Here is a 21,807-nt window from a genome sequence, read left to right on the forward strand (position 1 = left end):
ATGCATCAACGGCTAAGTGCCGGGCAGCTGGCTACAGGCTCTATCCTGATCGCGCTGGCGGTTATGGGGCTGAAGACGGCGGCATGGGTGATGACAGGCTCAGTTGCGCTGCTGTCTGATGCGCTGGAGTCGCTGGTGAATATCGGCGGCGCAGTGATGGCCTGGTTTGCTGTGCGCTACGCCCAGCGGCCGCCGGATGCGGGCCACCCTTTTGGCCATCATAAGGCTGAATACTTCTCTGCCGTGGCCGAAGGCATCCTGATTGTCATCGCCGCTTTGGTCATCGTGCATGAAGCCGTGAATGCCTTGGGCCGGCCTGCCGCCGCCGAGTGGGGCACGGCGGGCATGGTGGTCAATGCCATGGCAATGGGCGTGAACCTGGCCTGGGCGCGGGTGCTGTTACGAGCAGGCAGGCGGCTGCATTCACCGGCGCTGTCTGCCGGCGGGCGGCACCTGATGAGCGACGTCTGGACGTCGGCAGGGGTGTTGCTGGGCCTGGTGCTGGCACTGGCCAGCGGCTGGGCTGTGCTTGACCCGCTGCTGGCGCTGTTGGTTGCGGTCAATATCCTGCGCGAAGGCTGGCTGGTGATTGCCGCATCGGTGAACGGGCTGATGGACACCGCCGCCCCCGAAGGAGAACGTGCGGAGGTCGAGGAAATCATCCACAGTTCGGCCGCCGGAGCGTTGCAGGTGCATGGCCTCAAGACCCGCCGCGCAGGCCGGGCGCTGTTTGTGGAGTGCCACATGGTTGTCAACGGCAGCATGACTGTCCAGGAAGCGCATGACATCTGCGACCGGGTGGAAGGCGCGTTGCGCAAGGCCTTTCCGGACGCGCAGCCGGTGATTCACGTGGAGCCTGAGACCAAGCTGGAACCTGCCGGGATCACGCCGCGCTGAAGCGATTGCATTTCCGCCTAGCCTCCCGTTTAACCGCGTTCAAACAGGCAAAGGAGCAGGCATATGGCGATGGAGTGGAACAGACTGCTGAATCCGGGGCGGCTGTGCCGGCCGGATTACCCTGAAGCGCCGGGGCGCGAGGCCTATTTGCAGGACTATGACCGCATTTTATTCTCCGAACCCTTCCGCCGTCTGGCCCAGAAGACCCAGGTGCATCCGCTCTACAGCCACGACCATGTGCATCACCGGATGATTCACAGCATGGAGACCTGCAGCGTCGGGCGTTCTTTGGGTTCCGGCGTCGGTCAGGCGCTGCTGGCAGCAGATCGCATCACTCCGGATCAGGTTCTGCGCATAGCCGGCCACGTGCAGGCCGCCTGCCTGCTGCATGACATCGGCAACCCGCCCTTCGGCCATTCCGGCGAGGACAGCATCGGCGGCTGGTTCGCCGTGCAGTTCCGCGCGAAACAGGGGCTGGCAGCACAGGTGCCTGCGGACCGGCAGGCCGAATTCGCGCATTTCGAGGGCAACGCCCAGGGCTTGCGCATCGCCGGGCGGCTGGAAATGGCCCGGCGCGAGGGCGGCATGCGGCTCAGCTATGCAACGCTGGGTGCCTTTTTGAAGTACCCCTGCACCCGCCAGGTGCGGGACGCGGCCTGCGGCGATGGCCCGGCGCCCTATGCGGGCCTCAAGAAATTCGGTGTTTTTGCCTCTGACACTGCACTGCTTGAAGAAATCTGCACGGCCACCGGCATGATCCGCGAAGACACAGGCTGGTACCGCCGCCATCCGCTCGCCTTCCTGGTCGAGGCCGCGGATGACATCTGCTACCGGATCATGGATATCGAGGACGCAGGCGCGGTCGGCGACCTGGATCGCGCCGGCGTGGCCGCGGTGCTCGAGGACATCACAGGCAAGCGCAACCGTGAGGAAGACGCGGCCATGCCGTTGAATGACCGGGTCGCCTTGCTGCGCGCCTTGTCAATCGGCGCTGCCACCAGCGCGGCAGTGCAGGCGTTCATGGACAATTATGACGCCATCATGAGCGGCGAATTCGACGGCGATCTGATTGGCGCTTCCGCCAAGGCAGACGCGTTCGCCGAGCTGCAGCGATTGTCGGTGGAGCGGATCTTTGCCGCGCGCCGCAAAACCGAACTTGAAGTGGCAGGCCGCCAGGTGCTGCATCGTCTTCTCGACCAGTTTCACGGGCTTTATGCCGATCTCGCTGCTTGTGATTGGGATCAGGATCAGCTGGGCGAAAAGCACACTCATTGGAAGCAGCTGATCCGCGCCGTGGATTTGGATTTGCGCGGCGTGGAAGACCCCTACACGGCGATGCACTCGCTTGCCGACTTCGTTTCCGGCATGACCGACCGTTACGCGGTCAAGGTCCGGGACATGGTTTCAGGCAGTCTGAATATTTGATCTGCTCAGTCATCTGAAACGAAAAAACCCGGCCATTGGCCGGGTTTTCTGTTTGCGGAGCAAATGGCTCAGCCGATCGCGGCGGCCTTCACGTCCTCGTCGATGAACGGCAGGTACTGCTCAAAGTTGTCGGAGAACATCTGCACCAGCTTGGCTGCCTGCGCGTCATAGGCACCTTTGTCGTCCCAGGTGCGGCGCGGGTCCAGCAGCATCTCAGGAACGCCCGGCACGTCGACCGGCACGTCGAAGCCAAAGTTGGCATCCTTGCGGAATTCGACATTGGCCAGCGAACCGTCCAGCGCTGCGGTCAGCAGGGCGCGGGTTGCCTTGATCGGCATCCGGCTGCCGGTGCCATAGGCGCCACCGGTCCAGCCGGTGTTCACCAGCCAGCAGGTCGCGCCGTGCTGGGCGATCTTTTCGCGCAGCAGGTTGCCGTAAACTTCCGGGCGGCGCGGCATGAAGGGGGCACCGAAGCAGGTCGAGAAGGTTGGTTCCGGTTCGGTCACGCCGCGCTCGGTGCCGGCCACCTTGGAGGTGAAGCCCGACAGGAAGTGGTACATTGCCTGCGCCGGGGTCAGCCGCGAGATCGGAGGCAGAACGCCGAAGGCATCGCAGGTCAGCATAATGATGTTTTTCGGGTGGCCGCCGCGGGCGCTGTCCGAGGCATTGGAGATGTAATGCAGCGGATAGGCACAGCGCATGTTGGCGGTCAGGCTGTCGTCGTTGAAGTCCAGCTCCTTGGTCTCCGGATCAAACACCATGTTCTCGATCACGGTGCCGAACTTGGAGGTGGTGGCATAGATTTCCGGCTCTGCCTCGGCATTCAGGTTGATGGTCTTGGCATAGCAGCCGCCTTCAAAGTTGAAGGTGCCGTTGTCGGCCCAGCCATGTTCGTCATCGCCGATCAGCACCCGGTCCGGGTCGGCGGACAGGGTGGTCTTGCCGGTGCCCGACAGGCCGAAGAACACGGCGGTGTCGACCGGGTTGCCCTTGGCGTGATTGGCCGAGCAGTGCATCGGCATGATGCCTTTGTCCGGCAGCAGGTAGTTCAGCAGGGTAAAGACGGATTTCTTGTTCTCGCCTGCGTATTCGGTGCCGCCGATCAGGATCATCTTGCGGTCGAAGTTCATCGCAATGACGGTCTCAGAGCGGCAATCATGCTTCTTGGGGTCGGCCTGGAAGCTAGGGCAGTTGATGACCGTGAAGTCTGCGATGAAGTCATCCAGGTCTTCGCGGTCCGGACGGCGCAGCATGGTGCGGATGAACAGGTTGTGCCAGGCCAGTTCGGTCACCATGCGGACATTGATGGCATGGGCCGGGTCAGCACCGCCGACCAGATCCTGGACGTAATAGTCCTTGCCCTTCATATGCTCCAGCATGTCGGTGTAAAGCGCGTCAAAGCCTTCCGGGCTCATCGCTGCATTGTTGTCCCACCAGATGGTGTCGCGGACGCTGTCCGACTTGACGACGTGTTTATCTTTGGGCGAGCGGCCGGTGAATTTTCCGGTGGTCACAAGGAAGGCGCCGCCATTGCCCAGCGTGCCTTCGCTGCGCTTCAGCGCGGCTTCGATCAGCGCGGGCTCCATGAAGTTGTAGAAGACATTGCCCAGACCCTCGATGCCCTGATCCTCGAGGCGGAATTGCGGGTTAACCCGTCCAGATGTCATACGTTTTTTCTCCTGTGGCGGCGCGGCTGCACGCAGGCTGCGGGGCTGCGCCAATGGGGCAATAGAACACGGCAAGCCTGCCGGTGGCGGGGTCTTAACACGGCGTTTCGGGCGGTGAACAGGCCGGTTCCCCCGAGTTAGCGCCACCAAGGCGATGTTTAGCGCAACCATCAGTTTAAGCCTGCGCCAGTGCCTGCTTGTTCAGCAGACGCTAAGGTATTTTTGCCCCAATTGAGACCAAAGATCGCCCTGATTCTTTAAATGGGATTGATTCGGGGCACCATAACGGCGATGAAAGTGCTAAAAAACAACACAGAACAGAGCAGATTAGGGGCAATTCCGATGTCAAAAATTGCATTGGTAGATGATGACAGGAACATCCTGACATCCGTTTCCATGACGCTTGAGGCCGAAGGCTTTGAGGTGGAAACCTACAACGACGGCCAGGCGGCGCTGGACGCATTCAACAAGAAGCTGCCGGACATGGCCGTGCTGGATATCAAAATGCCGCGGATGGACGGCATGGACCTGTTGCAGCGGCTGCGGCAGAAATCCCAGATGCCGGTGATCTTCCTCACCTCCAAAGATGATGAGATCGACGAGGTCCTGGGCCTGCGCATGGGCGCTGACGATTATGTTAAGAAGCCGTTCTCGCAGCGCCTTCTGGTCGAACGGATCCGGTCGCTGCTGCGCCGCCAGGAGGCGATCAACAGCGACGCCGCCGGAACCGCCTCGCCCGAAACCAAGGTAATGGAACGCGGCAATCTGCGGATGGACCCGCTGCGCCATGCGGTCAGCTGGAAGGGCAATGATGTGTCGCTGACTGTGACCGAATTCCTGTTGCTGCAGGCGCTGGCCCAGCGGCCGGGTTTTGTCAAAAGCCGGGACCAGCTGATGGATGTGGCCTATGATGATCAGGTCTATGTGGACGACCGGACCATTGACAGCCACATCAAGCGCTTGCGCAAGAAAATGCGCACGGCAGACACGGATTTTGCGGCAATCGAAACGCTTTATGGAATCGGTTACCGTTATAACGAAGAATAAGCGGCACGTTTAAGCGGGGCTGTTTGCCCCGGGGCCGAAGGAGTGGGCGCGCATGCGCGATACCAGCATTACGCAACGCCAGCAGGACGGCGATGTTGTTCTAGGGGAAGACTGGGTCACCCCCGAGCAATCGGTCACGCGGGAGATGCAGGTCAAGCGCGCGCGCCGGGGGCTTTTGTCGCTCAAAGGCTCGCCGCTGACCCGGAAGATCATCACTTTCAACCTGATTGCATTGATCATTCTGGTCACCGGGATCCTGTACCTGAATTCCTCGCGTCAAAGCCTGGTGCAGCAGCGGGCGGGTACTCTGGTCTCCGAAGCCATGCTGGCGGCGGATGTTTTTGAGGCCGAAATGCCGGCCGCAGGCGCGGTCAGCTTCGCTGCAGGTGACGGCATCCAGGTCGAGGACACCCTGGCGCGGCTCAGCCTGCGCGGCGGCGTCGAAGCCTTTGTGTTCGACACCACCGGCAATCTGATTTCCAGTATCAAGGGCGTTGACCGCAGCGATGCCCTGAACGTGTTGAATGACAGCGGCCGAAGCCGCACGCTGATCAGCGATGCGCTGTCGGCCATCTGGGGCATGGCTGATGGCGGCGAGGCGGCGGCTGCTGGTTCCGCCGCGCTGGGTCCGTCCTTAGAGGAACGGCTGGGCGGTTTGGTCGACCGGGCGATGAACGGCGGCACCGGCATTGAAACTGTGGTGGACACCACTGGCAGCCGGGTGATCTCTGCGGCGACGCCGATCATGCATAACGGCAGGGCAGTCGGCGTTATCGCGCTGACGTCCCCCACCGGCGAGGTGGACGCTTTGGTGCGCGGCGAGCAGGAACGCGTGCTGCAGATGTTTGTCGTCGCCCTGCTGGTCTCGGTCGGGTTAAGCTTGGTGCTGGCCTCGACCATCGCCAACCCGCTTGCCGATCTCGCTGAAGCTGCCGAACTTGGCCGCGAGCGCGGCAGCCGCAAGTCTAACCCGGGACGGATCCGGATTCCGGATCTGTCTGCCCGGCCGGATGAAATCGGCCGTCTCAGCCGGGCTCTGCGCGGGATGGTCAAGGCGCTGTACTCCCGGATCGACAGCAACGAACAGTTTGCAGCCGACGTGGCGCATGAGATCAAAAACCCCCTGGCCAGCCTGCAGTCGGCGGTCGGCACGTTGCGCATGGTTCACCGTGATGACCAGCGCGAGAAGCTGATGGATGTGATTGAACACGATGTTCGCCGCCTGGACCGGCTGGTCAGCGACATTTCCAACGCGTCGCGTCTGGATGCCGAGCTGGTCAAGGAGGAAGAAGAAGATTTCGATCTGCTGGCCATGCTGGGCAACCTCAATCAGTATTTGGGGGAAGACGCCCGCACCAAGGGGATCGACTACATCACCGACCTGCCGGCCCAGCCCATTCAATTGCAGGGCCTTGAGGCACGGTTGGCGCAGGTCTTTGTCAATCTGATCACCAATGCGATCTCGTTCTGCGAAGAGGGTGACGCCATCCGGGTCTGGGCCCGGCGCCGTGCCAACCGGGTGCTGATTGTGGTTGAGGATACCGGTCCGGGCATCCCGGATCAGGCGCTGTCGAAGATTTTCAAACGCTTTTACTCGCAGCGCCCGGTAGAGCATTTCGGCAACAACTCAGGGCTTGGTCTGGCGATCTCGAAGCAGATTGTCGAGGCGCATGGCGGCGTGATCTGGGCCGAAAACATCCGTCCGACAGAAGCCGATGTCACCTCCGAACCCTTGGGCGCGCGGTTTGTAGTTGGTCTTCCGGTGTAGCCATGTCTGATACAGAAAGCCTTATCCTGCATGCCTCCTGCGTCGCGCTGGAGGGGCGGGGGCTTTTGATCACCGGCACCTCCGGGCAGGGAAAATCCGCACTGGCATTGCAGTTGATGGCTTTTGGCGCGCAGCTGGTGGCGGACGACCGGGTGTTGCTGCAACTCTTGGACGGGCAGGTTGTGGCCAGCGCGCCAGAGCCGATCCGCGGACTGATCGAGGCGCGGTTTATGGGGCTGCTGCACGCGCAGATCCGCAGCCCTGTGCCGGTTGCGGCGCTGGTGGATCTGGATGAGGTTGAAACCGAACGCCTGCCGATGCGGCACAGCACGCAGTTGCTGGGGCAGGAGGTAATTCGGGTAAAGCGCGTTGACGGCGCGCATTTTGCTCCGGCGCTGATGCAGTATCTCAGATGCGGAGCTTTGGATCCCGATGCCTGAAGCAGAGCAAAAGGCGGTCCCGGCGGTTCTGGTCACCGGCCCCTCCGGGGCGGGCAGGACCACGGCGATCAACGTGCTTGAAGATCTTGGCTTTGAGGCGATCGACAACCTGCCGCTGCGGCTGCTGCCGGGGCTGATTGATGCAGCTGCGGCTCCGCGGCCGATGGCATTGGGGCTGGACAGCCGCAACCGGGATTTCTCGCCACGAGCGCTGCTGGATGTGATCGACATGCTGTCCGGCCGCCGCGAGGTAGAGCTGACGGTGCTCTACCTTGATTCGAAAGCTGACGTGTTGCTGCGGCGCTATTCCGAGACCCGCCGCCGCCATCCGCTGGCACCCGCGGAATCTCCGGGCGAAGGCGTGCGCCGCGAGCTGGATCTGATGGCGCCGATCCGTGACCGTGCTGATATCCTGCTGGAAACTTCGGATATGAATGTGCACCAGTTGAAGGCAGAGATCGAACGCTGGTTTGCGCCTGAAGGCCGCGCGCTGGCGCTGTCGGTGCAAAGCTTCTCTTACAAACGCGGGATGCCGCACGGTATTGACATGGTGTTTGATTGCCGCTTTCTGGCCAACCCTTATTGGCAGCCCGGACTACGGCGATGCAACGGTCTTGACCAGGCTGTGCAGGACTTTGTGCGGGCCGACGGCAGGTTCACCCCTTTCTTTTCCCGGGTGCTGGACCTCACCCGTCTGCTGCTGCCGGCTTACCGGGAAGAGGGGAAGTCGCATTTTTCAATCGCCTTCGGCTGCACCGGCGGGCAGCACAGATCAGTAACGATGGCGGAAACCCTGGCCAAGGCCCTTGCGGAAGACGGCCTGCAAGTGTCAATTAGACACCGCGAGCTGCAAGGCCAGCAAAAGAAGTGAGAGGCCGGGTTGATCGGGATTGTGATCGTAGCGCATGGCGAGCTGGCAAGGGAATACCTTGCCGCTGTGGAACACGTTGTGGGCCCGCAGCCCTGCCTGATGGCCATTGGCATCGGTCCCGAAGACGACAGGGACCGCAAGCAGGATGAGATATGCTCGGCTGCGAATGAAGTGGACACCGGCGACGGGGTCGTTGTGGTCACCGACTTGTTCGGCGGCTCGCCTTCCAACCTCAGCCTGAAGGCATGCGCCCCGGCGGATCGCCGTATTCTGTACGGGGCCAATTTACCGATGCTGATCAAACTGGCGAAATCCCGCCACTTGCCGGTTGCCGATGCAGTCCGGCAGGCAATGGAGGCCGGGCGCAAGTATATCAATGCGCAAAACGTAAACCCTGACGGGGAGCAGGCACACTAAATGGCTCTGAAGACGCTGGAAATCATCAATGAAAAGGGGCTTCACGCCCGCGCCTCGGCCAAGCTGGTAGAGGTTGTAGAAGGGTTTGACGCCACGGCAGAAGTTATCAGGGACGGCCTGTCTGCCTCTGGTGACAGCATAATGGGTCTTTTGATGTTGGCAGCCTCGAAAGGAACGACTATTGACGTCGAGACTTCGGGGCCCGATGCTGATGCGCTGGCGCATGCGCTGGAGGCCCTGGTGGCCGGCAAGTTCGGCGAGGGCTACTAGGCCCGCGCCGGCAGCGGAACGGGAAAAACACTTTGGCGGATACCGCACACGACAGGAATACCGGCGTCGCGCCGGAAACCGCTGATCAGACGGGCGAGGTCTATGACCGCCGCACGCTGACCTATGCCAATTCCTTTGACGACCGCTGGACTTCGCTGGCGATCAAGACCATCGAATGGCTCACCGGCAAGTTGACCATTTTACGTATGGTCAGCAAATTCGAAAAACAGAATGCAGAATACCGCGGTCAGAAGTTCTGGCGCGGGGCCCTCAATATCATGGGCATTGAACTGCAGACACCGGAACAGCAGATCAACAACATTCCCAAGGACGGGCCTGTGGTGATCGTCGCCAACCATCCGCATGGGATGGTCGATGGCATGATTTTTGCCGACCTCATCGGCCGCCGCCGCCTGGATTACCGGATCCTGACCCGCTCAGTGCTGACAGGGCTGGACGAGGCCGCAACTTCCTTCATGATCCCGGTGCCCTTCCCGCATGACCCTGAAGCGCAGCGCAAGATGGTCGACATGCGGGCAAAAACCATGACTTTCCTCAAGGATGGCGGCGCAGTGGCGTTGTTCCCGTCCGGCGTGGTGATGTCCTCCGACAGCTGGTTCGGCCCCGCGGTTGAACGTGAATGGAATGTCTTCACTGCTCAGCTGATCCGCCGCTCTGGCGCCCGGGTGGTGCCGATCTACTTCCCGGGCCACAATTCCCGCTGGTACCAGATCGCGAGCCGGATTTCCCCGATTCTGCGTCAGGGGCTGCTGTTGCGTGAAATCGTACGCTCCTGCAACAAGCCGCAGGCGCCGGTTGTGGGTGAGCCGCTGACGGACGCGCAGATGGAACAGCTGCAAAGCGATCCGCGCGGTTTCATGGCCTGGCTGCGCGAACATACCCTGAGCCTCGGCAAACAAGGCTAAGCCTGCCTCATCACCGGGCCGGAAACACAAAAGCGCCCCGTGGGGCGCTTCTTTGATTTATGGTGCCTGTTACCGGGTCGGCACCGGCACCTCGCCGCGATAGTCATAGAAGCCGCGCTGGGTCTTGCGGCCCAGCCAGCCGGCCTCGACATATTTGGTCAGCAGCGGGCAGGGACGGTATTTGGTGTCCGCCAGCCCGTCATGCAGCACGTTCATGATGGCAAGGCAGGTGTCCAGGCCGATGAAATCCGCCAGCTCCAGCGGGCCCATTGGGTGGTTGGCGCCAAGTTTCATCGACTCGTCGATCGATTTGACTGAACCAACGCCCTCATACAGGGTATAGACCGCCTCGTTGATCATCGGCATCAGGATCCGGTTGACGATGAAGGCCGGGAAGTCCTCGGCGCTGGCAGAGGTCTTGCCCAATCGTGCCACGACCTCCTGGCAGGCCGTGAATGTCGGCTCATCCGTGGCAATTCCGCGGATCAGTTCGACCAGCTGCATCACCGGCACCGGGTTCATGAAGTGGAAACCCATAAACCGTTCCGGCCGGTCGGTGCGGCTGGCCAGCCGGGTGATCGAGATTGACGAGGTGTTGGAGGTCAGGATCGTGTGCGGCAGCAGATGCGGCAGCAGATCATCAAAGATCGCCTGTTTGACAGTTTCCCGTTCGGTGGCCGCTTCGATGACCAGATCGGTTGCGCCGACATCCGCAAGCTTCAGTGAGGGCGTAACGCGGGCCAATGCAGCCTTTACGTCTGCCTCCGAGATCTTTCCCTTGCTTGCCTGGCGCTCCATGTTCTTGAGAATAAGGTTCAGGGCACTGTCCAGCGCAGGCTGGCTGACATCATTCAGCACGACCTCGTACCCGGCAAGCGCCAGAACATGGGCAATGCCATTGCCCATCTGCCCGGCGCCGATCACTCCAACCTTCTGAATTTCCATGCCTCAGGCTCCCGAAATATCTGCGGCAACCTTACTGGCGGGCGAAGGGCAGGCACAAGGGCGGCTGGGGCTGATTTGAGGCAAATTCTCACTTTAGGGAAATTGCAATGCTTGCGCGGCAAGGTGAGTCTCGGGTGAAAAATTGGTGGTGAAATGAGCTATGAACTCAAAAGCGCGGGGGCGCTTTCGGGGGAACCTTGCAGATACGGGCGTTCCAGGCTGCTGGTCCGGGGCCCGCAGCGGTCCCTGGACGATCCCTATGTTGCCTTTCTTGGTGGAACCGAAGTTTACGGGCGATTCGTTGAATTTCCCTTTGTCGACTCCCTGCAAACCCGGCTTGGGATGGATTGCATCAATCTGGGCAGCGTGAACGCCGGGCTGGACAGTTTTGTGCAGGATGACTCTCTGATCGGCATCGCCAGGCAGGCGGATGTATCTGTGGTGCAGATGCTGGGGGCGCAGAACATCTCAAACCCCTATTACCGGGTGCATCCGCGCCGCAACGACCGGTTCCTGCAGGCCCACGCGGCCCTCAAGGCGCTTTATCCCGAGGTGGACTTTACCGAATTTCATTTCAACAAGCATCTGCTGTGCACCCTGCGGGAAATCTCCTGCCAGCGGTTTGAGCAAGTGCAGGAACAGCTGCAACGCAGCTGGATCGAGCGGATGAGTGATTTGGTCGAGGCACTTGATGGCCGTGTTCTGCTGCTATGGCTCCGCTATGATCTGGATGCCGAGACCGGTTTTCCCGAGGAACCGGTTCTGGTCGACCGTGCCATGGCCGATGCCTTGCGCCCCAAGGTTCAGGGGGTGCTGGAGTTCAGAGCTGCTTCGGCGGCAGTGGCGCAGGATATCGCCGGCATGATCTTCGGCCAGATGGAATTGCCCGCCGCCCGCCACATGATTGGCCCGAAGGAACATCTGCGGATTGCCGATGCGCTGGCAGACCGCCTGTCGCCGCTGGTCCGGAAATAGGAACAGCGCCAGTGGCGGAAGCAAAAAGGCCCGCCGGATGGCGGGCCTTTCCTGATTGATCATCTGTCGAACAGGGCTTAGCCCAGTTTTGCGGTCAAGGCCGGGACGGCTTCGAACAGGTCGGCGACCAGGCCGAAATCAGCAACCTGGAAGATCGGTGCTTCTTCGTCCTTGTTGATCGCCACAATGACCTTGGAGTCTTTCATGCCGGCCAGGTGCTGGATCGCGCCGGAGATGCCGATGGCGACATACAGGTCCGGTGCAACAACCTTGCCGGTCTGACCGACCTGCCAGTCGTTCGGGGCGTAGCCCGAATCAACCGCGGCGCGGGATGCGCCAACAGCAGCGCCCAGCTTGTCGGCCAGGGTTTCGATCAGTTTGAAGTCTTCCTCGGAGCCAACGCCGCGGCCGCCGGAAACAACGATACCGGCCGAGGTCAGCTCGGGACGGTCGCTTGCGGCAACCTTGTCTTCAACCCACTCGGACAAGCCCGGGTTTGCTGCAGCCGAGATGCTCTCAACCGAAGCCGAGCCGCCGTCACCGGCTGCATCAAAGGATGCGGTGCGGATCGAGACGACCTTCTTGGCGTCTTTCGACTTCACGGTCTGGATCGCGTTGCCGGCATAGATCGGGCGCTCGAAGGTGTCGCCGTCGACAATGCCGGACACGTCCGAGATCACCATCACGTCCAGCAGTGCCGCAACGCGCGGCAGAACGTTCTTGGCGTCGGTGGTGGCGGGTGCAACGATGTGCTCAAAATCAGAGGCCAGGCCTGCGATCAGCGCCGCGGTCGGCTCCGCCAGGCGGTGGCCCAGCGATGCGTCCTCGGCAACCAGAACCTTGGCAACGCCTGCGATCTTGGCGGCTTCTTCGCCGGCTGCGGCAGCAGAGGCGCCAGCGGCCAGAACGGTCACGTCGCCCAGCGATACGGCAGCGGCCACGGCTTTTGCGGTTGCGTCCAGCGCCAGCGCGCCGTCGGTCACTTCAGCAAGGAGAAGAACAGCCATTACACAGCCCCCGCTTCTTTGAGTTTCTCAACCAGCTCGTCGACGGAACCGACGATGATGCCTGCAGCGCGGGCCTCCGGCTCTTCGGTCTTAACGATTTCCAGGCGCGGCGTGACGTCGACGCCGTAATCGGCGGCGGTTTTCTCGGCCAGCGGCTTTTTCTTCGCCTTCATGATGTTCGGCAGCGATGCATAACGCGGCTCGTTCAGGCGCAGGTCCACGGTGATGATGGCGGGCATCTTCACGGAAATGGTCTGCAGGCCGCCGTCGACCTCCCGGGTCACCTTGGCGGTTTCGCCTTCGATGTCCAGTTCAGAGGCAAAGGTGCCCTGGGACCAGCCCAGCAGCGCCGACAGCATCTGGCCGGTTGCGTTCATGTCGTTGTCGATTGCCTGCTTGCCGCAGAGCACGACGCCGGGCTGCTCTTCCTCGACCACTTTGGCCAGGATCTTGGCAACGGCCAGCGGCTCAATGTCGGTGTGCACGTCGTCGGCTGCAACCACCAGGATGGCGCGGTCAGCGCCCATCGCCAGCGCGGTGCGCAGGGTTTCCTGGGCCTGCTTCACGCCGATCGAAACCGCAATCACCTCGTCGGCCTTGCCGGCTTCTTTCAGACGGATGGCTTCTTCGACGGCAATTTCGTCGAAGGGGTTCATCGACATCTTCACGTTGGCGAGATCGACACCGCTGCCGTCCGCTTTGACGCGGACCTTCACGTTGTAATCAATCACGCGCTTGACAGGCACAAGTACCTTCATTTTGCGTTCTCTCCTTAACAAACGGCAAGCCGCCTTTGGGCGACTCCCCTCCATGCTCTCGCTGCGTTGATACCGGCTGGTGTGCGTCTGCAACAGGGCAAAATCGTCACGTTAGCGCACGCCGACGTCGCGTTTGCGCATTTGGAACATCATTTTTGCAAGAATGTTTCCACAGGGAAATTCGCCTGCCGGAGCAGCGCTGCCGCGGGCATGCAAATGACGCGTTGCCCGCGGGATCGGCCGAAAACCGGCATGAATTCGCGAATCAAGCCGGAGGCAGGGGAATCAGCGGTTGGCGCCAGGAACCCACAAAACGTCGTCCTTGCCGCCGTTGTTCGCCACGCGGGCGGCGACAAAGAACCAATCCGACAGCCGGTTCAGGTATTTCACGGCTGCCGGGTTCACGTCCTCACCGGTGCTTAGATCCGTGGCCAGCCGTTCGGCGCGGCGCGCCACGGTGCGGCAGACGTGCAGATGCGCGGCCAGTTTCGAGCCCCCCGGCAGGATGAAGCTGCGCAGCGCTTCCAGATCCTTGTTCATCACGTCGATTTCAGCTTCCAGCCGTTCAACCTGCGCCACGGCCACCCGCAGCGGCGGGTATTCCGCGTCGGCGTCTTTGGCCATTTCCGGTCGGCACAGATCGGCGCCCAGGTCGAACAGATCGTTCTGAATCCGCGCCAGCGCTGCATCCATATCGCCGTCTGCCTCCAGCCGCGCGACGCCAACAAAAGAATTCAGTTCATCCGAGGTGCCATAGGCATTGACCCGCGCCGAATGCTTGGCGACACGCACGCCATTGCCCAGGGCGGTTTCACCCTTGTCGCCGGTGCGGGTGTAAATCTTGTTCAAAACGACCATCGCCACTTATCCTCCCTTGCTGCGCAGATAGACGTAGGCCAGCAGGATCACTACTGCAATGAACTGAAACAGGATACGCAGGCGCATCATCTTGTTTGCGTTCTTGCGGTTGAACTCGCCGCCCTTGCCAAAGCCGCCGATGCCGACGACCAGGGCCACAACCACGGCGGCAACGGCTGCCAGTCCCAGATAATACAGCGGATCGCTCATCTTGTCCCCCAAAGGCGCATCAATTCTGTTGTCTTCCTCTATCCTGCGTCAGGGCCGTTGGCGACTGCGAATCCGCTATCCGAGCTTCACCAGGATGCGGTCAATTGCCCTTGTGCTGAGGATCCGGCGCAGAAATCCGGCGATATGAGTGGGGGTGGTGACGTAATAGCGTTCGCGCGGACGGCGGGATTCGCAGGCGTGTGCCAGTTTGGCGGTGACGGCTGAGGCCGGCAGTTCGAACCGGTCCGGTCCATTACTCTCGTAAAGCCGCTTCAGCAGGCGGGATTCATACAGCTCCCGCAGGGGCGACGCTTTCCAGTCGATGAACCGCTCAAAATGCGGGATTGATTTTTCCCGGATTTTCGATGTCACCGGTCCTGGCTCAATAAGCACCATATGGATCCCGGTGCCGCGCAGCTCCACCCGCAGCGTGTCGGTCAGCCCTTCCAACGCGTATTTCGTCGCCACATAAGCGCCGCGCCAGGGAAAGGTGACAAAGCCGAGGATCGAGGAATTCTGCACGATCCGCCCGTGCCCCTGCTTGCGCATCACCGGAATCACTTGCCGGGTCAGCTCGTGCCAGCCGAAGAAATTGGCTTCGAAAATTGTGCGCAGCGCGTCGGTCGGCAGATCCTCCACTGCGCCGGGCAGCCCGTGGGCGCCATTGTTGAACAGCGCATCCAAAGTGCTGCCCGTGGCCGCCAGCACTTCGGTCAGGCCTGTTCCGATGCTGGCAGGATCGGTGTAATCGATGCGCGGGCTTTCAAACCCCTCGGCGCGCATCCGGTCGCAGTCGCGCTGCTGGCGGCAGGAGGCAAACACCCGCCAGCCGCGTTCCCGCATGCCGCGCGCCGCATCCAGGCCGATCCCTGAGGAGCAGCCGGTAATCAGAATGGTTTTCTTCATGTGAACGCCTCTTGCCGCGGAATGCTCCGCAGCAGTTATGGGCGTTTCTTGCTTACCAGGGAAGCCGCAATCCAGCCGGTATGGCCTTTGTCCGGGGCGCGGAGATGCAGCCAGCCGGTGCCGCTATCTTCAATCACAATGACCTCCTCGCCGCCCAGAAGGCGGGTGATGACCGGATAAGATGTGCCCGGCCCCTGGCGCATATTCACGCGCGAGGCACGGATGCTGCGGCGGTCCAAAAACGAATCTTCTGCAGGCTGCGGGATCAGTTCTGCGGCGGTCGCAGCGGGGGCCGCGGTGATGGCTGCCAGGCCGCCGTCAAGCGATGCCAGCTGCAAGCCACCGGGTGCCGGCTCGCCTGAAAAGGCGGATTGTGTAGAGGCAAGCACACCGGATGCGCTGGCCAGATGCCCCGCTGCCACGCGCTGGCGCAACGCCGGATCCGCTGCCGGGCGGGGTGGTCTCTGGACCTGTGCCCGCTGAGTGAGAAGTGGCTGGGCCGCGATTGAGGCCGCGAAGAGTCTTGACCGTTCGGCCGGCTGGGCCGCGGTTTCAGTCTCTGCCGCTGCAGCGGGCCGTTTCGGCGGCTCAAAATCCGCGCCTCCGCTCAACTCGTAAAAGCCCCAGCCAAGAAAGGCGAAAGATACCATAACAAATCGCGACATAACCCGGTCCCCCCAGACCAACAGACGGCAGCTGCACTCTCATTGCATGCATTCAGAAACAAACGCGCGGCGCGGCTGCCTGGTTCCAAATTAAATAGTGCAAGTTAAGGCGCAGGGAACAGGGGAGAGTCAGGTGTCTTCTCCCCCGAACTGCCCCCGAACTGTGCAGCGGTGTGCGAATTTCGCGCGCGCCCGCTTTACCAATTCCGGCGGCGGCAGTATCACCGATTCATGACCGATCTGGTAGAAGACCCCGACATGCCGTCCGCCCCCGAACAAGGCGAAATCCTGGAACCGCTGCGCCGCGCCATTGGCGAGCGCTATCTGACCTATGCGCTGAGCACTATTATGCACCGCGCACTGCCCGATGCGCGTGACGGGCTGAAGCCGGTGCACCGGCGGATCCTTTATGCGATGAACCGCCTGCGGCTCAGCTCCACCGGCGGGTTTTTGAAGTCCGCCAAGATTTCCGGCGACACCATGGGCGACTTCCACCCCCACGGCGACGCCGCGATCTATGACGCGATGGCGCGTCTGGCGCAGGACTTCAACGTCCGCTACCCGCTGGTCGACGGCCAGGGCAATTTCGGCAACATCGACGGCGACAACCCGGCGGCCTCCCGCTACACCGAGGCACGGATGACCTTTGTGGCCGAGGCGATGCTCGAAGGCCTGAATGAGGATTCGGTCGATTTCCGCGACAACTATGATGGCCGCCTGACCGAACCGGCGGTGCTGCCTGCCACATTCCCGAATATCTTGGCTAACGGTGCCGCAGGTATCGCGGTGGGCATGGCCACCAACATCCCGCCGCACAATATTGCCGAGCTGATCGACGCCTGCCTGCATCTGATCAAAATCCCGGACGCCCGCGACGACACCCTGCTGAACTACGTGCCCGGTCCGGACTTCCCCACCGGCGGCGTCATTGTCGAGCCCAAGGAAAACATCGCCAAGGCCTACAGCACCGGGCGCGGCTCCTTCCGCCTGCGCTGTACCCACGAGGTCGAGGACCTGGGCCGCGGCCAGTGGCAGATCGTCGTCACCGAGATCCCCTATCAGGTCCAAAAATCCAAGCTGATCGAAAAGATCGCCGAGCTGATTCAGACCAAGAAGGTGCCGATCCTCGCCGATGTGCGCGACGAATCAGCGGAAGACATCCGCATCATTCTCGAACCCAAGTCCAAAAACGTGGACCCCGAGGTTCTGATGAACATGATGTTCCGCAACTCGGATCTGGAAACCCGTTTTAGCCTGAACATGAATGTGCTGATCGACGGTGTCACCCCCAAGGTCTGCTCGATGAAGGAGGTGCTGCGCGCCTTCCTCGACCATCGCCGCGACGTGCTGCAGCGCCGCTCGCAGCACCGGATGGAGAAGATCGACCACCGGCTGGAGGTGCTGGAAGGCTTCATCATCGCCTTCCTGAACCTTGACCGCGTGATCGACATCATCCGCTATGACGACGACCCCAAGGCCGCCCTGATCCGCGAGGACTGGAGCCGCGACCACCCCCGCGCCTTCACCGAGGCGGACTATATTACCCCGGCTCAGGGCGTGGGCGAGCTGACTGAGGTCCAGGCCGAGGCCATCCTCAACATGCGCCTGCGGTCATTGCGCAAGCTGGAAGAGATCGAGCTGACCCGCGAGCGCGACGCCCTGCGTGCGGAACGGGCCGGGCTGGTTGAGCTTCTGGGTTCCGAAGAGCTGCAGTGGAGCCGGATCTCAGAACAGCTGAAGGATACCAAAAAGCAGTTCGGCAAAGACTATGCCGGCGGCGCCCGCCGCACCCGCTTTGCCGAGGCCGGCGAAGTCGAGGACGTGCCGCTGGAAGCGATGATCGACCGCGAGCCGATCACCGTTGTCTGCAGCCAGATGGGCTGGATCCGGGCAATGACCGGCCATATTGACCTTGGCCGTGAATTGAAGTTCAAGGATGGCGACGGCCCGCGCTTTGTCTTCCATGCGGAAACCACCGACCGGCTGCTGGTGTTCGGCTCCAACGGCCGTTTCTACACCCTGTCGGCGGCGAATCTCCCCGGCGGCCGCGGCATGGGCGAACCGCTGCGCCTGATGGTCGACCTGCCCAACGAGGCAGAGATCGTCGATCTGCTGATCCACAATCCCGAAGGCCGGCTGCTTGTTGCCTCCGACGCGGGCAACGGCTTTATCTGCGCGGAGAAGGAAATCGTCGCGCAGACCCGCAGCGGCAAGCAGGTGCTGAACGTCAAGGACGACGACCACGCTAAGATCTGTATCCCGGTCGAAGGCGATCACGTCGCCATTGTCTCGGAAAACGGCAAGTTCCTGGTCTTCGCGGTCGAGGAAATGCCGGAGCTCACCCGCGGCAAGGGCGTGCGCCTGCAGAAATACAACATGGCCCGCGGCAAGCAGGGTTCGCTGGAACTGGACGGCGGTCTCAGCGACATCACGACCTTCAACTGGGATGATGGGCTCAAATGGGAAATGGGCGGTGGCAAGACCCGCCACGAAACAGACCTTGGCCAGTGGCTGGGCAAGCGGGCCGGCGTTGGCAAACGCCCGCCGCATGGCTTCCCGCGTGACTACAAGTTCAAATAAGGCGGCTGAAACCTGCTGCCTGCCTGTGCCCCCCGCGCCACCCGCGCGGGGGCAGCTGTTTCCACCTCTTTACCCGCTGTGCCGTGCCCGGCTATCTGGGCGGTGTCGAATTTCCTTGGGGGGCTCCATGATCCGCTTTCTTTCCATTCTGGCCACGCTGGCCTTGCTCGCGTCCTGCGGTGAAACCCGGTTGGACGAAGCGCCCGAGGACCTTGGCGCTTTTCAGGCACGGGTAACGCATGTCTACACCGAAAAAGCGCTGCAATGGCCGTTGTCCCGCAATGCGGAACACAGCGAATGGGATGCGGCGATGAAGAACGCGCTGGAAACCCGCCTGCGCCGCTATCAGGGCGCGCAGGAGTATGATGTGGCGGTTACGCTGGAGGGTTTCATGCTGGCACCGCCCGGCGTGCCGGTGCTGTTCTCCCCCAAAAGCGCGGTGGTGGTGAATGTCTTTGTCTATGACGTTGCGGCAAAGAAATTCCTGGCCAAGAAGCACCAGATGGAGATCTTTGAAAGCACCACCGGCGAAAGCGCATTGCTGGGATCCGGCCATGCCCGCACCAAAGAGCAGCAAATTCAGGGCCTGGCGGTCAATATTGCCGACAAGGTGGAAGAATGGATGGCTAAACAGCACGAGGACGAAGGCTGGTTTGCACCACGCCCGGCGGCAGGTTCCGAAAGCGGAGCTGCTGCGGATGCCGCCGCGCCTGCGCCAGCCGGCTGAGCCTTGCGAATTCCGCCTCCGTCAAGCAGGAACGGGTTGATTTTTCCGCTCAAACCAAATAATCCGCCCGCGCAGAGGTAACCGGGTCAATGCATGACCCCTGTTTCAAAAGGGCGCCTAAGGAATGGCTAAGGAAAAGTTTGAGCGTACAAAACCGCACGTCAACATCGGCACCATCGGCCACGTTGACCACGGCAAAACCACGCTGACCGCAGCAATCACCAAATACTTCGGTGACTTCAAAGCCTACGACCAGATCGACGGCGCACCGGAAGAAAAAGCCCGCGGCATCACCATCTCGACCGCCCACGTCGAGTATGAGACCGAAGGCCGCCACTACGCCCACGTCGACTGCCCCGGCCACGCTGACTATGTGAAAAACATGATCACCGGTGCGGCGCAGATGGACGGCGCGATCCTGGTTGTGAACGCCGCTGACGGCCCGATGCCGCAGACCCGCGAGCACATCCTGCTGGGCCGCCAGGTCGGCATCCCGCACATGGTTGTCTTCATGAACAAAGTTGACCAGGTCGACGACGAAGAGCTGCTTGAGCTGGTCGAGATGGAAATCCGCGAGCTGCTGTCCTCCTACGACTACCCGGGCGACGATATCCCGATCATCGCGGGTTCGGCTCTGGCCGCTATGGAAGGCAACAAGCCGGAAATCGGCGAAGAAAAAATCCGCGAGCTGATGGCCGCTGTGGATGACTACATCCCGACCCCGGCGCGTGCTGTTGACCAGCCGTTCCTGATGCCGGTTGAAGATGTGTTCTCGATCTCGGGCCGCGGCACCGTTGTGACCGGCCGGGTTGAGCGCGGCGTGATCAACGTTGGCGACTCGATCGAAATCGTTGGTATCCGCGACACCAAAACCACCACCTGCACCGGTGTGGAAATGTTCCGCAAGCTGCTGGACCGCGGTGAAGCCGGCGACAACATCGGCGCCCTGCTGCGCGGTATCGACCGTGACGGCGTTGAGCGCGGCCAGGTTCTGTGCGCACCGAAATCGGTGAACCCGCACACCAAGTTCGAAGCCGAGGCCTACATCCTGACCAAGGAAGAAGGCGGCCGTCACACGCCGTTCTTTGCGAACTACCGTCCGCAGTTCTACTTCCGCACCACCGACGTGACCGGCACCGTGACCCTGCCTGAGGGTACCGAGATGGTCATGCCCGGCGACAACCTGAAGTTCGACGTTGAGCTGATCGCGCCGATCGCGATGGAAAACGGCCTGCGCTTCGCCATCCGCGAAGGCGGCCGCACCGTCGGCGCTGGCGTCGTTTCCAAAATCACCGAGTAAGACGGCTTTGCCGTCTGGCGGGCGGCAGGCGGTTTTCGCTAGAAAATCGCCGGGAGCCCGCACCTCTGAGATGATAGAAAGGGCCGCTCAATCGAGCGGCCCTTTTTGCGTTGCGGCATCCGGAAACCGGCGCGGTTTCCGGGCCGCTTCCCTTGCAGGGAACTGTGCTCAGGTGGTCCGGGACTGCGGGCGCTTGCTAATCCGTCCAGCGGCGCTGTCTGCCGCAGCGGTGATGGCCTCCAGCGAGGCTTCCAAGCTTAACCGCAAGCTTTCGGCCTCGGCATCAGTCGGTTTTTTCGGAACTTCATCTGTCCACTCCTGGCACATCAGCACACCCCGCGAAAATGGCAGAGGCAGCATTTGCCGGTCCCAAGTCGGCAGCTCAACTACTTTTTTCCCGGCGAATGCGACCGTGAACACCCGGCAGCCGGTCATCCGGGCCCAGACAACAGGGACGGTTGAGGATATGCGCGCCGGGCCGCGCGGCCCGTCGGCGGCAATCCCGATTGAACAGCCGTCCCTGGTGCGGCGCAACACTTCGCGCGACAGCGCCACATGGCGTTTGTGGCTGGACATCGGAATGGTCTCAAACCCAAGCCTGACCAGGATTTGCCCGGCCAGCCGCCCGGCGCGGGCCGAGGAAGTCAGGGCGCAGATGCGGCCCAGCGATGTGTCAAACAGATAAGGCGCCATAATCAGCCGCTGGTGCCACAGCACAAAGATCACCGGTTCGCCACGGCGCACGCAGGCGTCCATGTCTTCAAAACCGCTGCGGCTCCAGCGCGAGGTGCGGAAGGCGAATCGCACATAGGCGGCAAGCAGCCCCTCGACGGCGCGGTTGATGCCGGGGCTGTCGGCGATTTTCTTTCTCAGACTCACGGTAGGCGGCTCGTATTTTCGGGCGTCCCGGCGCAGGGGCGCAGTTATCTGCTCTGTCTAACTGCTTGGCTGCGCCATGGCAAAGCCTGCAGCGGCCAAACCGCAGGCCTGTGCGCAGAAAGCCCGTTTTTCCTCTTGCCAGCGCAACACGTCTGCCTTAGGAAATGCCGCACCGCAGGGGTATAGCTCAGTTGGTAGAGCGACGGTCTCCAAAACCGTAGGTCTCGGGTTCGAACCCTGATGCCCCTGCCAGTTCACCGGATCACCAG

At 61.7% G+C, this 21,807-nt stretch carries 22 protein-coding genes and 1 tRNA gene; 14 read left to right on the top strand and 9 right to left on the bottom strand.

Annotation, left to right across the window (positions count from 1 at the left end; genetic code table 11):
* Entirely contained in the window at window positions 1-897 is an 897-nt protein-coding gene (locus K3724_RS00970) for a cation diffusion facilitator family transporter (RefSeq protein ID WP_259989243.1), read from the top strand.
* 63 nt (window positions 898-960) lie between these two features.
* The gene (gene dgt, locus K3724_RS00975) at window positions 961-2,322 is read left to right on the top strand and encodes a dGTP triphosphohydrolase (RefSeq protein WP_259989245.1); all 1,362 of its coding nucleotides are present in this window, start codon (window positions 961-963) and stop codon (window positions 2,320-2,322) included.
* Between the two features lie 68 nt (window positions 2,323-2,390).
* Here dgt and K3724_RS00980 read toward each other — a convergent pair whose 3' ends face one another.
* Window positions 2,391-3,989, bottom strand: coding sequence for a phosphoenolpyruvate carboxykinase (locus K3724_RS00980; RefSeq protein ID WP_259989247.1), 1,599 nt, complete (start codon window positions 3,987-3,989; stop codon window positions 2,391-2,393).
* Between the two features lie 342 nt (window positions 3,990-4,331).
* Here K3724_RS00980 and K3724_RS00985 point away from each other — a divergent pair, with 342 nt between their 5' ends.
* Genes K3724_RS00985 through K3724_RS01015 form a run of 7 tightly spaced genes read left to right on the top strand, consistent with a single transcriptional unit; the run spans window position 4,332 to window position 9,728 of the window.
* Window positions 4,332-5,036 (top strand): response regulator transcription factor, encoded by a 705-nt coding sequence (locus K3724_RS00985; RefSeq protein ID WP_129369341.1) that lies wholly within the window; start codon window positions 4,332-4,334, stop codon window positions 5,034-5,036.
* A gap of 52 nt (window positions 5,037-5,088) precedes the next feature.
* The gene (locus K3724_RS00990; protein ID WP_259989249.1) at window positions 5,089-6,804 is read left to right on the top strand and encodes a sensor histidine kinase; all 1,716 of its coding nucleotides are present in this window, start codon (window positions 5,089-5,091) and stop codon (window positions 6,802-6,804) included.
* Between the two features lie 2 nt (window positions 6,805-6,806).
* Window positions 6,807-7,244 carry an HPr kinase/phosphorylase gene (locus tag K3724_RS00995; RefSeq protein WP_259989251.1) on the top strand — a complete coding sequence of 146 codons (438 nt, stop codon included), beginning with the start codon at window positions 6,807-6,809 and terminating at the stop codon, window positions 7,242-7,244.
* Window positions 7,237-8,115, top strand: coding sequence for an RNase adapter RapZ (gene rapZ / locus K3724_RS01000; RefSeq protein ID WP_259989253.1), 879 nt, complete (start codon window positions 7,237-7,239; stop codon window positions 8,113-8,115). Before K3724_RS00995 ends, rapZ begins: the two co-directional genes overlap by 8 nt.
* A 9-nt stretch (window positions 8,116-8,124) precedes the next feature.
* The gene (locus K3724_RS01005) at window positions 8,125-8,532 is read left to right on the top strand and encodes a PTS sugar transporter subunit IIA (protein WP_027257311.1); all 408 of its coding nucleotides are present in this window, start codon (window positions 8,125-8,127) and stop codon (window positions 8,530-8,532) included.
* Complete coding sequence (locus tag K3724_RS01010) at window positions 8,533-8,802, top strand: HPr family phosphocarrier protein (RefSeq protein ID WP_237455838.1); 270 nt, start codon at window positions 8,533-8,535, stop codon at window positions 8,800-8,802.
* A 32-nt stretch (window positions 8,803-8,834) separates the two neighbouring features.
* Entirely contained in the window at window positions 8,835-9,728 is an 894-nt protein-coding gene (locus K3724_RS01015; RefSeq protein ID WP_259989256.1) for a lysophospholipid acyltransferase family protein, read from the top strand.
* Between the two features lie 69 nt (window positions 9,729-9,797).
* On the opposite strand, the gene K3724_RS01020 is transcribed toward K3724_RS01015, so the two are convergent.
* Entirely contained in the window at window positions 9,798-10,673 is an 876-nt protein-coding gene (locus tag K3724_RS01020) for a 3-hydroxybutyryl-CoA dehydrogenase (RefSeq protein WP_259989258.1), read from the bottom strand.
* Window positions 10,674-10,826: 153 nt separating this feature from the next.
* Between K3724_RS01020 and K3724_RS01025 the strand changes: the two genes are divergently transcribed.
* A complete protein-coding gene (locus tag K3724_RS01025; protein WP_259989260.1) occupies window positions 10,827-11,648 on the top strand; it encodes a DUF6473 family protein in 822 nt (273 codons plus the stop codon).
* 77 nt (window positions 11,649-11,725) lie between these two features.
* Here the strand turns inward: K3724_RS01025 and K3724_RS01030 are convergent, their stop codons facing one another.
* The 6 genes from K3724_RS01030 to K3724_RS01055 all read right to left on the bottom strand — a co-directional run bounded on the left by K3724_RS01030 (window position 11,726) and on the right by K3724_RS01055 (window position 16,052).
* On the bottom strand, window positions 11,726-12,655 hold the full coding sequence (locus K3724_RS01030; RefSeq protein ID WP_259989262.1) for an electron transfer flavoprotein subunit alpha/FixB family protein: 930 nt from the start codon (window positions 12,653-12,655) through the stop codon (window positions 11,726-11,728).
* Window positions 12,655-13,413 carry an electron transfer flavoprotein subunit beta/FixA family protein gene (locus tag K3724_RS01035; RefSeq protein WP_259989264.1) on the bottom strand — a complete coding sequence of 253 codons (759 nt, stop codon included), beginning with the start codon at window positions 13,411-13,413 and terminating at the stop codon, window positions 12,655-12,657. Before K3724_RS01035 ends, K3724_RS01030 begins: the two co-directional genes overlap by 1 nt.
* 285 nt (window positions 13,414-13,698) lie before the next feature.
* Window positions 13,699-14,271, bottom strand: a complete 573-nt coding sequence (locus tag K3724_RS01040) for a cob(I)yrinic acid a,c-diamide adenosyltransferase (protein WP_259989266.1) — start codon at window positions 14,269-14,271, stop codon at window positions 13,699-13,701.
* A 6-nt stretch (window positions 14,272-14,277) separates the two neighbouring features.
* Window positions 14,278-14,481, bottom strand: coding sequence for a twin transmembrane helix small protein (locus K3724_RS01045; protein WP_259989268.1), 204 nt, complete (start codon window positions 14,479-14,481; stop codon window positions 14,278-14,280).
* A 75-nt stretch (window positions 14,482-14,556) separates the two neighbouring features.
* Window positions 14,557-15,387, bottom strand: coding sequence for an SDR family NAD(P)-dependent oxidoreductase (locus tag K3724_RS01050; RefSeq protein ID WP_259989270.1), 831 nt, complete (start codon window positions 15,385-15,387; stop codon window positions 14,557-14,559).
* 35 nt (window positions 15,388-15,422) lie between these two features.
* Window positions 15,423-16,052 carry an SH3 domain-containing protein gene (locus K3724_RS01055; protein ID WP_259989272.1) on the bottom strand — a complete coding sequence of 210 codons (630 nt, stop codon included), beginning with the start codon at window positions 16,050-16,052 and terminating at the stop codon, window positions 15,423-15,425.
* Between the two features lie 231 nt (window positions 16,053-16,283).
* Between K3724_RS01055 and K3724_RS01060 the strand changes: the two genes are divergently transcribed.
* The 3 genes from K3724_RS01060 (at window position 16,284) to tuf (ending at window position 20,659) form a co-directional block, all read left to right on the top strand.
* A complete protein-coding gene (locus K3724_RS01060; RefSeq protein ID WP_259989274.1) occupies window positions 16,284-18,632 on the top strand; it encodes a DNA topoisomerase IV subunit A in 2,349 nt (782 codons plus the stop codon).
* A gap of 127 nt (window positions 18,633-18,759) precedes the next feature.
* Entirely contained in the window at window positions 18,760-19,359 is a 600-nt protein-coding gene (locus K3724_RS01065; protein ID WP_259989276.1) for a hypothetical protein, read from the top strand.
* Window positions 19,360-19,483: 124 nt separating this feature from the next.
* Window positions 19,484-20,659, top strand: a complete 1,176-nt coding sequence (gene tuf / locus K3724_RS01070) for an elongation factor Tu (RefSeq protein ID WP_259989277.1) — start codon at window positions 19,484-19,486, stop codon at window positions 20,657-20,659.
* A gap of 168 nt (window positions 20,660-20,827) precedes the next feature.
* Here the strand turns inward: tuf and K3724_RS01075 are convergent, their stop codons facing one another.
* Window positions 20,828-21,538, bottom strand: a complete 711-nt coding sequence (locus tag K3724_RS01075) for a lysophospholipid acyltransferase family protein (protein ID WP_259989279.1) — start codon at window positions 21,536-21,538, stop codon at window positions 20,828-20,830.
* A 176-nt stretch (window positions 21,539-21,714) separates the two neighbouring features.
* Here K3724_RS01075 and K3724_RS01080 point away from each other — a divergent pair.
* Window positions 21,715-21,790: transfer RNA gene (locus tag K3724_RS01080), tRNA-Trp, on the top strand.
* The last annotated feature ends 17 nt before the right edge of the window (window positions 21,791-21,807 follow it).

It is taken from the genome of Leisingera sp. M658, assembly GCF_025144145.1.
Classification (GTDB): domain Bacteria; phylum Pseudomonadota; class Alphaproteobacteria; order Rhodobacterales; family Rhodobacteraceae; genus Leisingera.

Coding starts and splice junctions, on each gene's coding strand:
- K3724_RS01030 (WP_259989262.1), bottom strand. CDS start 12,655: ATGGCTGTTCTTCTCCTTGCTGAAGTGACCGACGGCGCGCTGGCGCTG.
- rapZ (WP_259989253.1), top strand. CDS start 7,237: ATGCCTGAAGCAGAGCAAAAGGCGGTCCCGGCGGTTCTGGTCACCGGC.
- dgt (WP_259989245.1), top strand. CDS start 961: ATGGCGATGGAGTGGAACAGACTGCTGAATCCGGGGCGGCTGTGCCGG.
- K3724_RS00970 (WP_259989243.1), top strand. CDS start 1: ATGCATCAACGGCTAAGTGCCGGGCAGCTGGCTACAGGCTCTATCCTG.
- K3724_RS01020 (WP_259989258.1), bottom strand. CDS start 10,673: ATGGAAATTCAGAAGGTTGGAGTGATCGGCGCCGGGCAGATGGGCAAT.
- K3724_RS01060 (WP_259989274.1), top strand. CDS start 16,284: ATGACCGATCTGGTAGAAGACCCCGACATGCCGTCCGCCCCCGAACAA.
- K3724_RS01035 (WP_259989264.1), bottom strand. CDS start 13,413: ATGAAGGTACTTGTGCCTGTCAAGCGCGTGATTGATTACAACGTGAAG.
- K3724_RS01010 (WP_237455838.1), top strand. CDS start 8,533: ATGGCTCTGAAGACGCTGGAAATCATCAATGAAAAGGGGCTTCACGCC.
- K3724_RS00990 (WP_259989249.1), top strand. CDS start 5,089: ATGCGCGATACCAGCATTACGCAACGCCAGCAGGACGGCGATGTTGTT.
- K3724_RS00980 (WP_259989247.1), bottom strand. CDS start 3,989: ATGACATCTGGACGGGTTAACCCGCAATTCCGCCTCGAGGATCAGGGC.
- tuf (WP_259989277.1), top strand. CDS start 19,484: ATGGCTAAGGAAAAGTTTGAGCGTACAAAACCGCACGTCAACATCGGC.
- K3724_RS01025 (WP_259989260.1), top strand. CDS start 10,827: ATGAGCTATGAACTCAAAAGCGCGGGGGCGCTTTCGGGGGAACCTTGC.
- K3724_RS00995 (WP_259989251.1), top strand. CDS start 6,807: ATGTCTGATACAGAAAGCCTTATCCTGCATGCCTCCTGCGTCGCGCTG.
- K3724_RS01050 (WP_259989270.1), bottom strand. CDS start 15,387: ATGAAGAAAACCATTCTGATTACCGGCTGCTCCTCAGGGATCGGCCTG.
- K3724_RS01055 (WP_259989272.1), bottom strand. CDS start 16,052: ATGTCGCGATTTGTTATGGTATCTTTCGCCTTTCTTGGCTGGGGCTTT.
- K3724_RS01065 (WP_259989276.1), top strand. CDS start 18,760: ATGATCCGCTTTCTTTCCATTCTGGCCACGCTGGCCTTGCTCGCGTCC.
- K3724_RS00985 (WP_129369341.1), top strand. CDS start 4,332: ATGTCAAAAATTGCATTGGTAGATGATGACAGGAACATCCTGACATCC.
- K3724_RS01045 (WP_259989268.1), bottom strand. CDS start 14,481: ATGAGCGATCCGCTGTATTATCTGGGACTGGCAGCCGTTGCCGCCGTG.
- K3724_RS01040 (WP_259989266.1), bottom strand. CDS start 14,271: ATGGTCGTTTTGAACAAGATTTACACCCGCACCGGCGACAAGGGTGAA.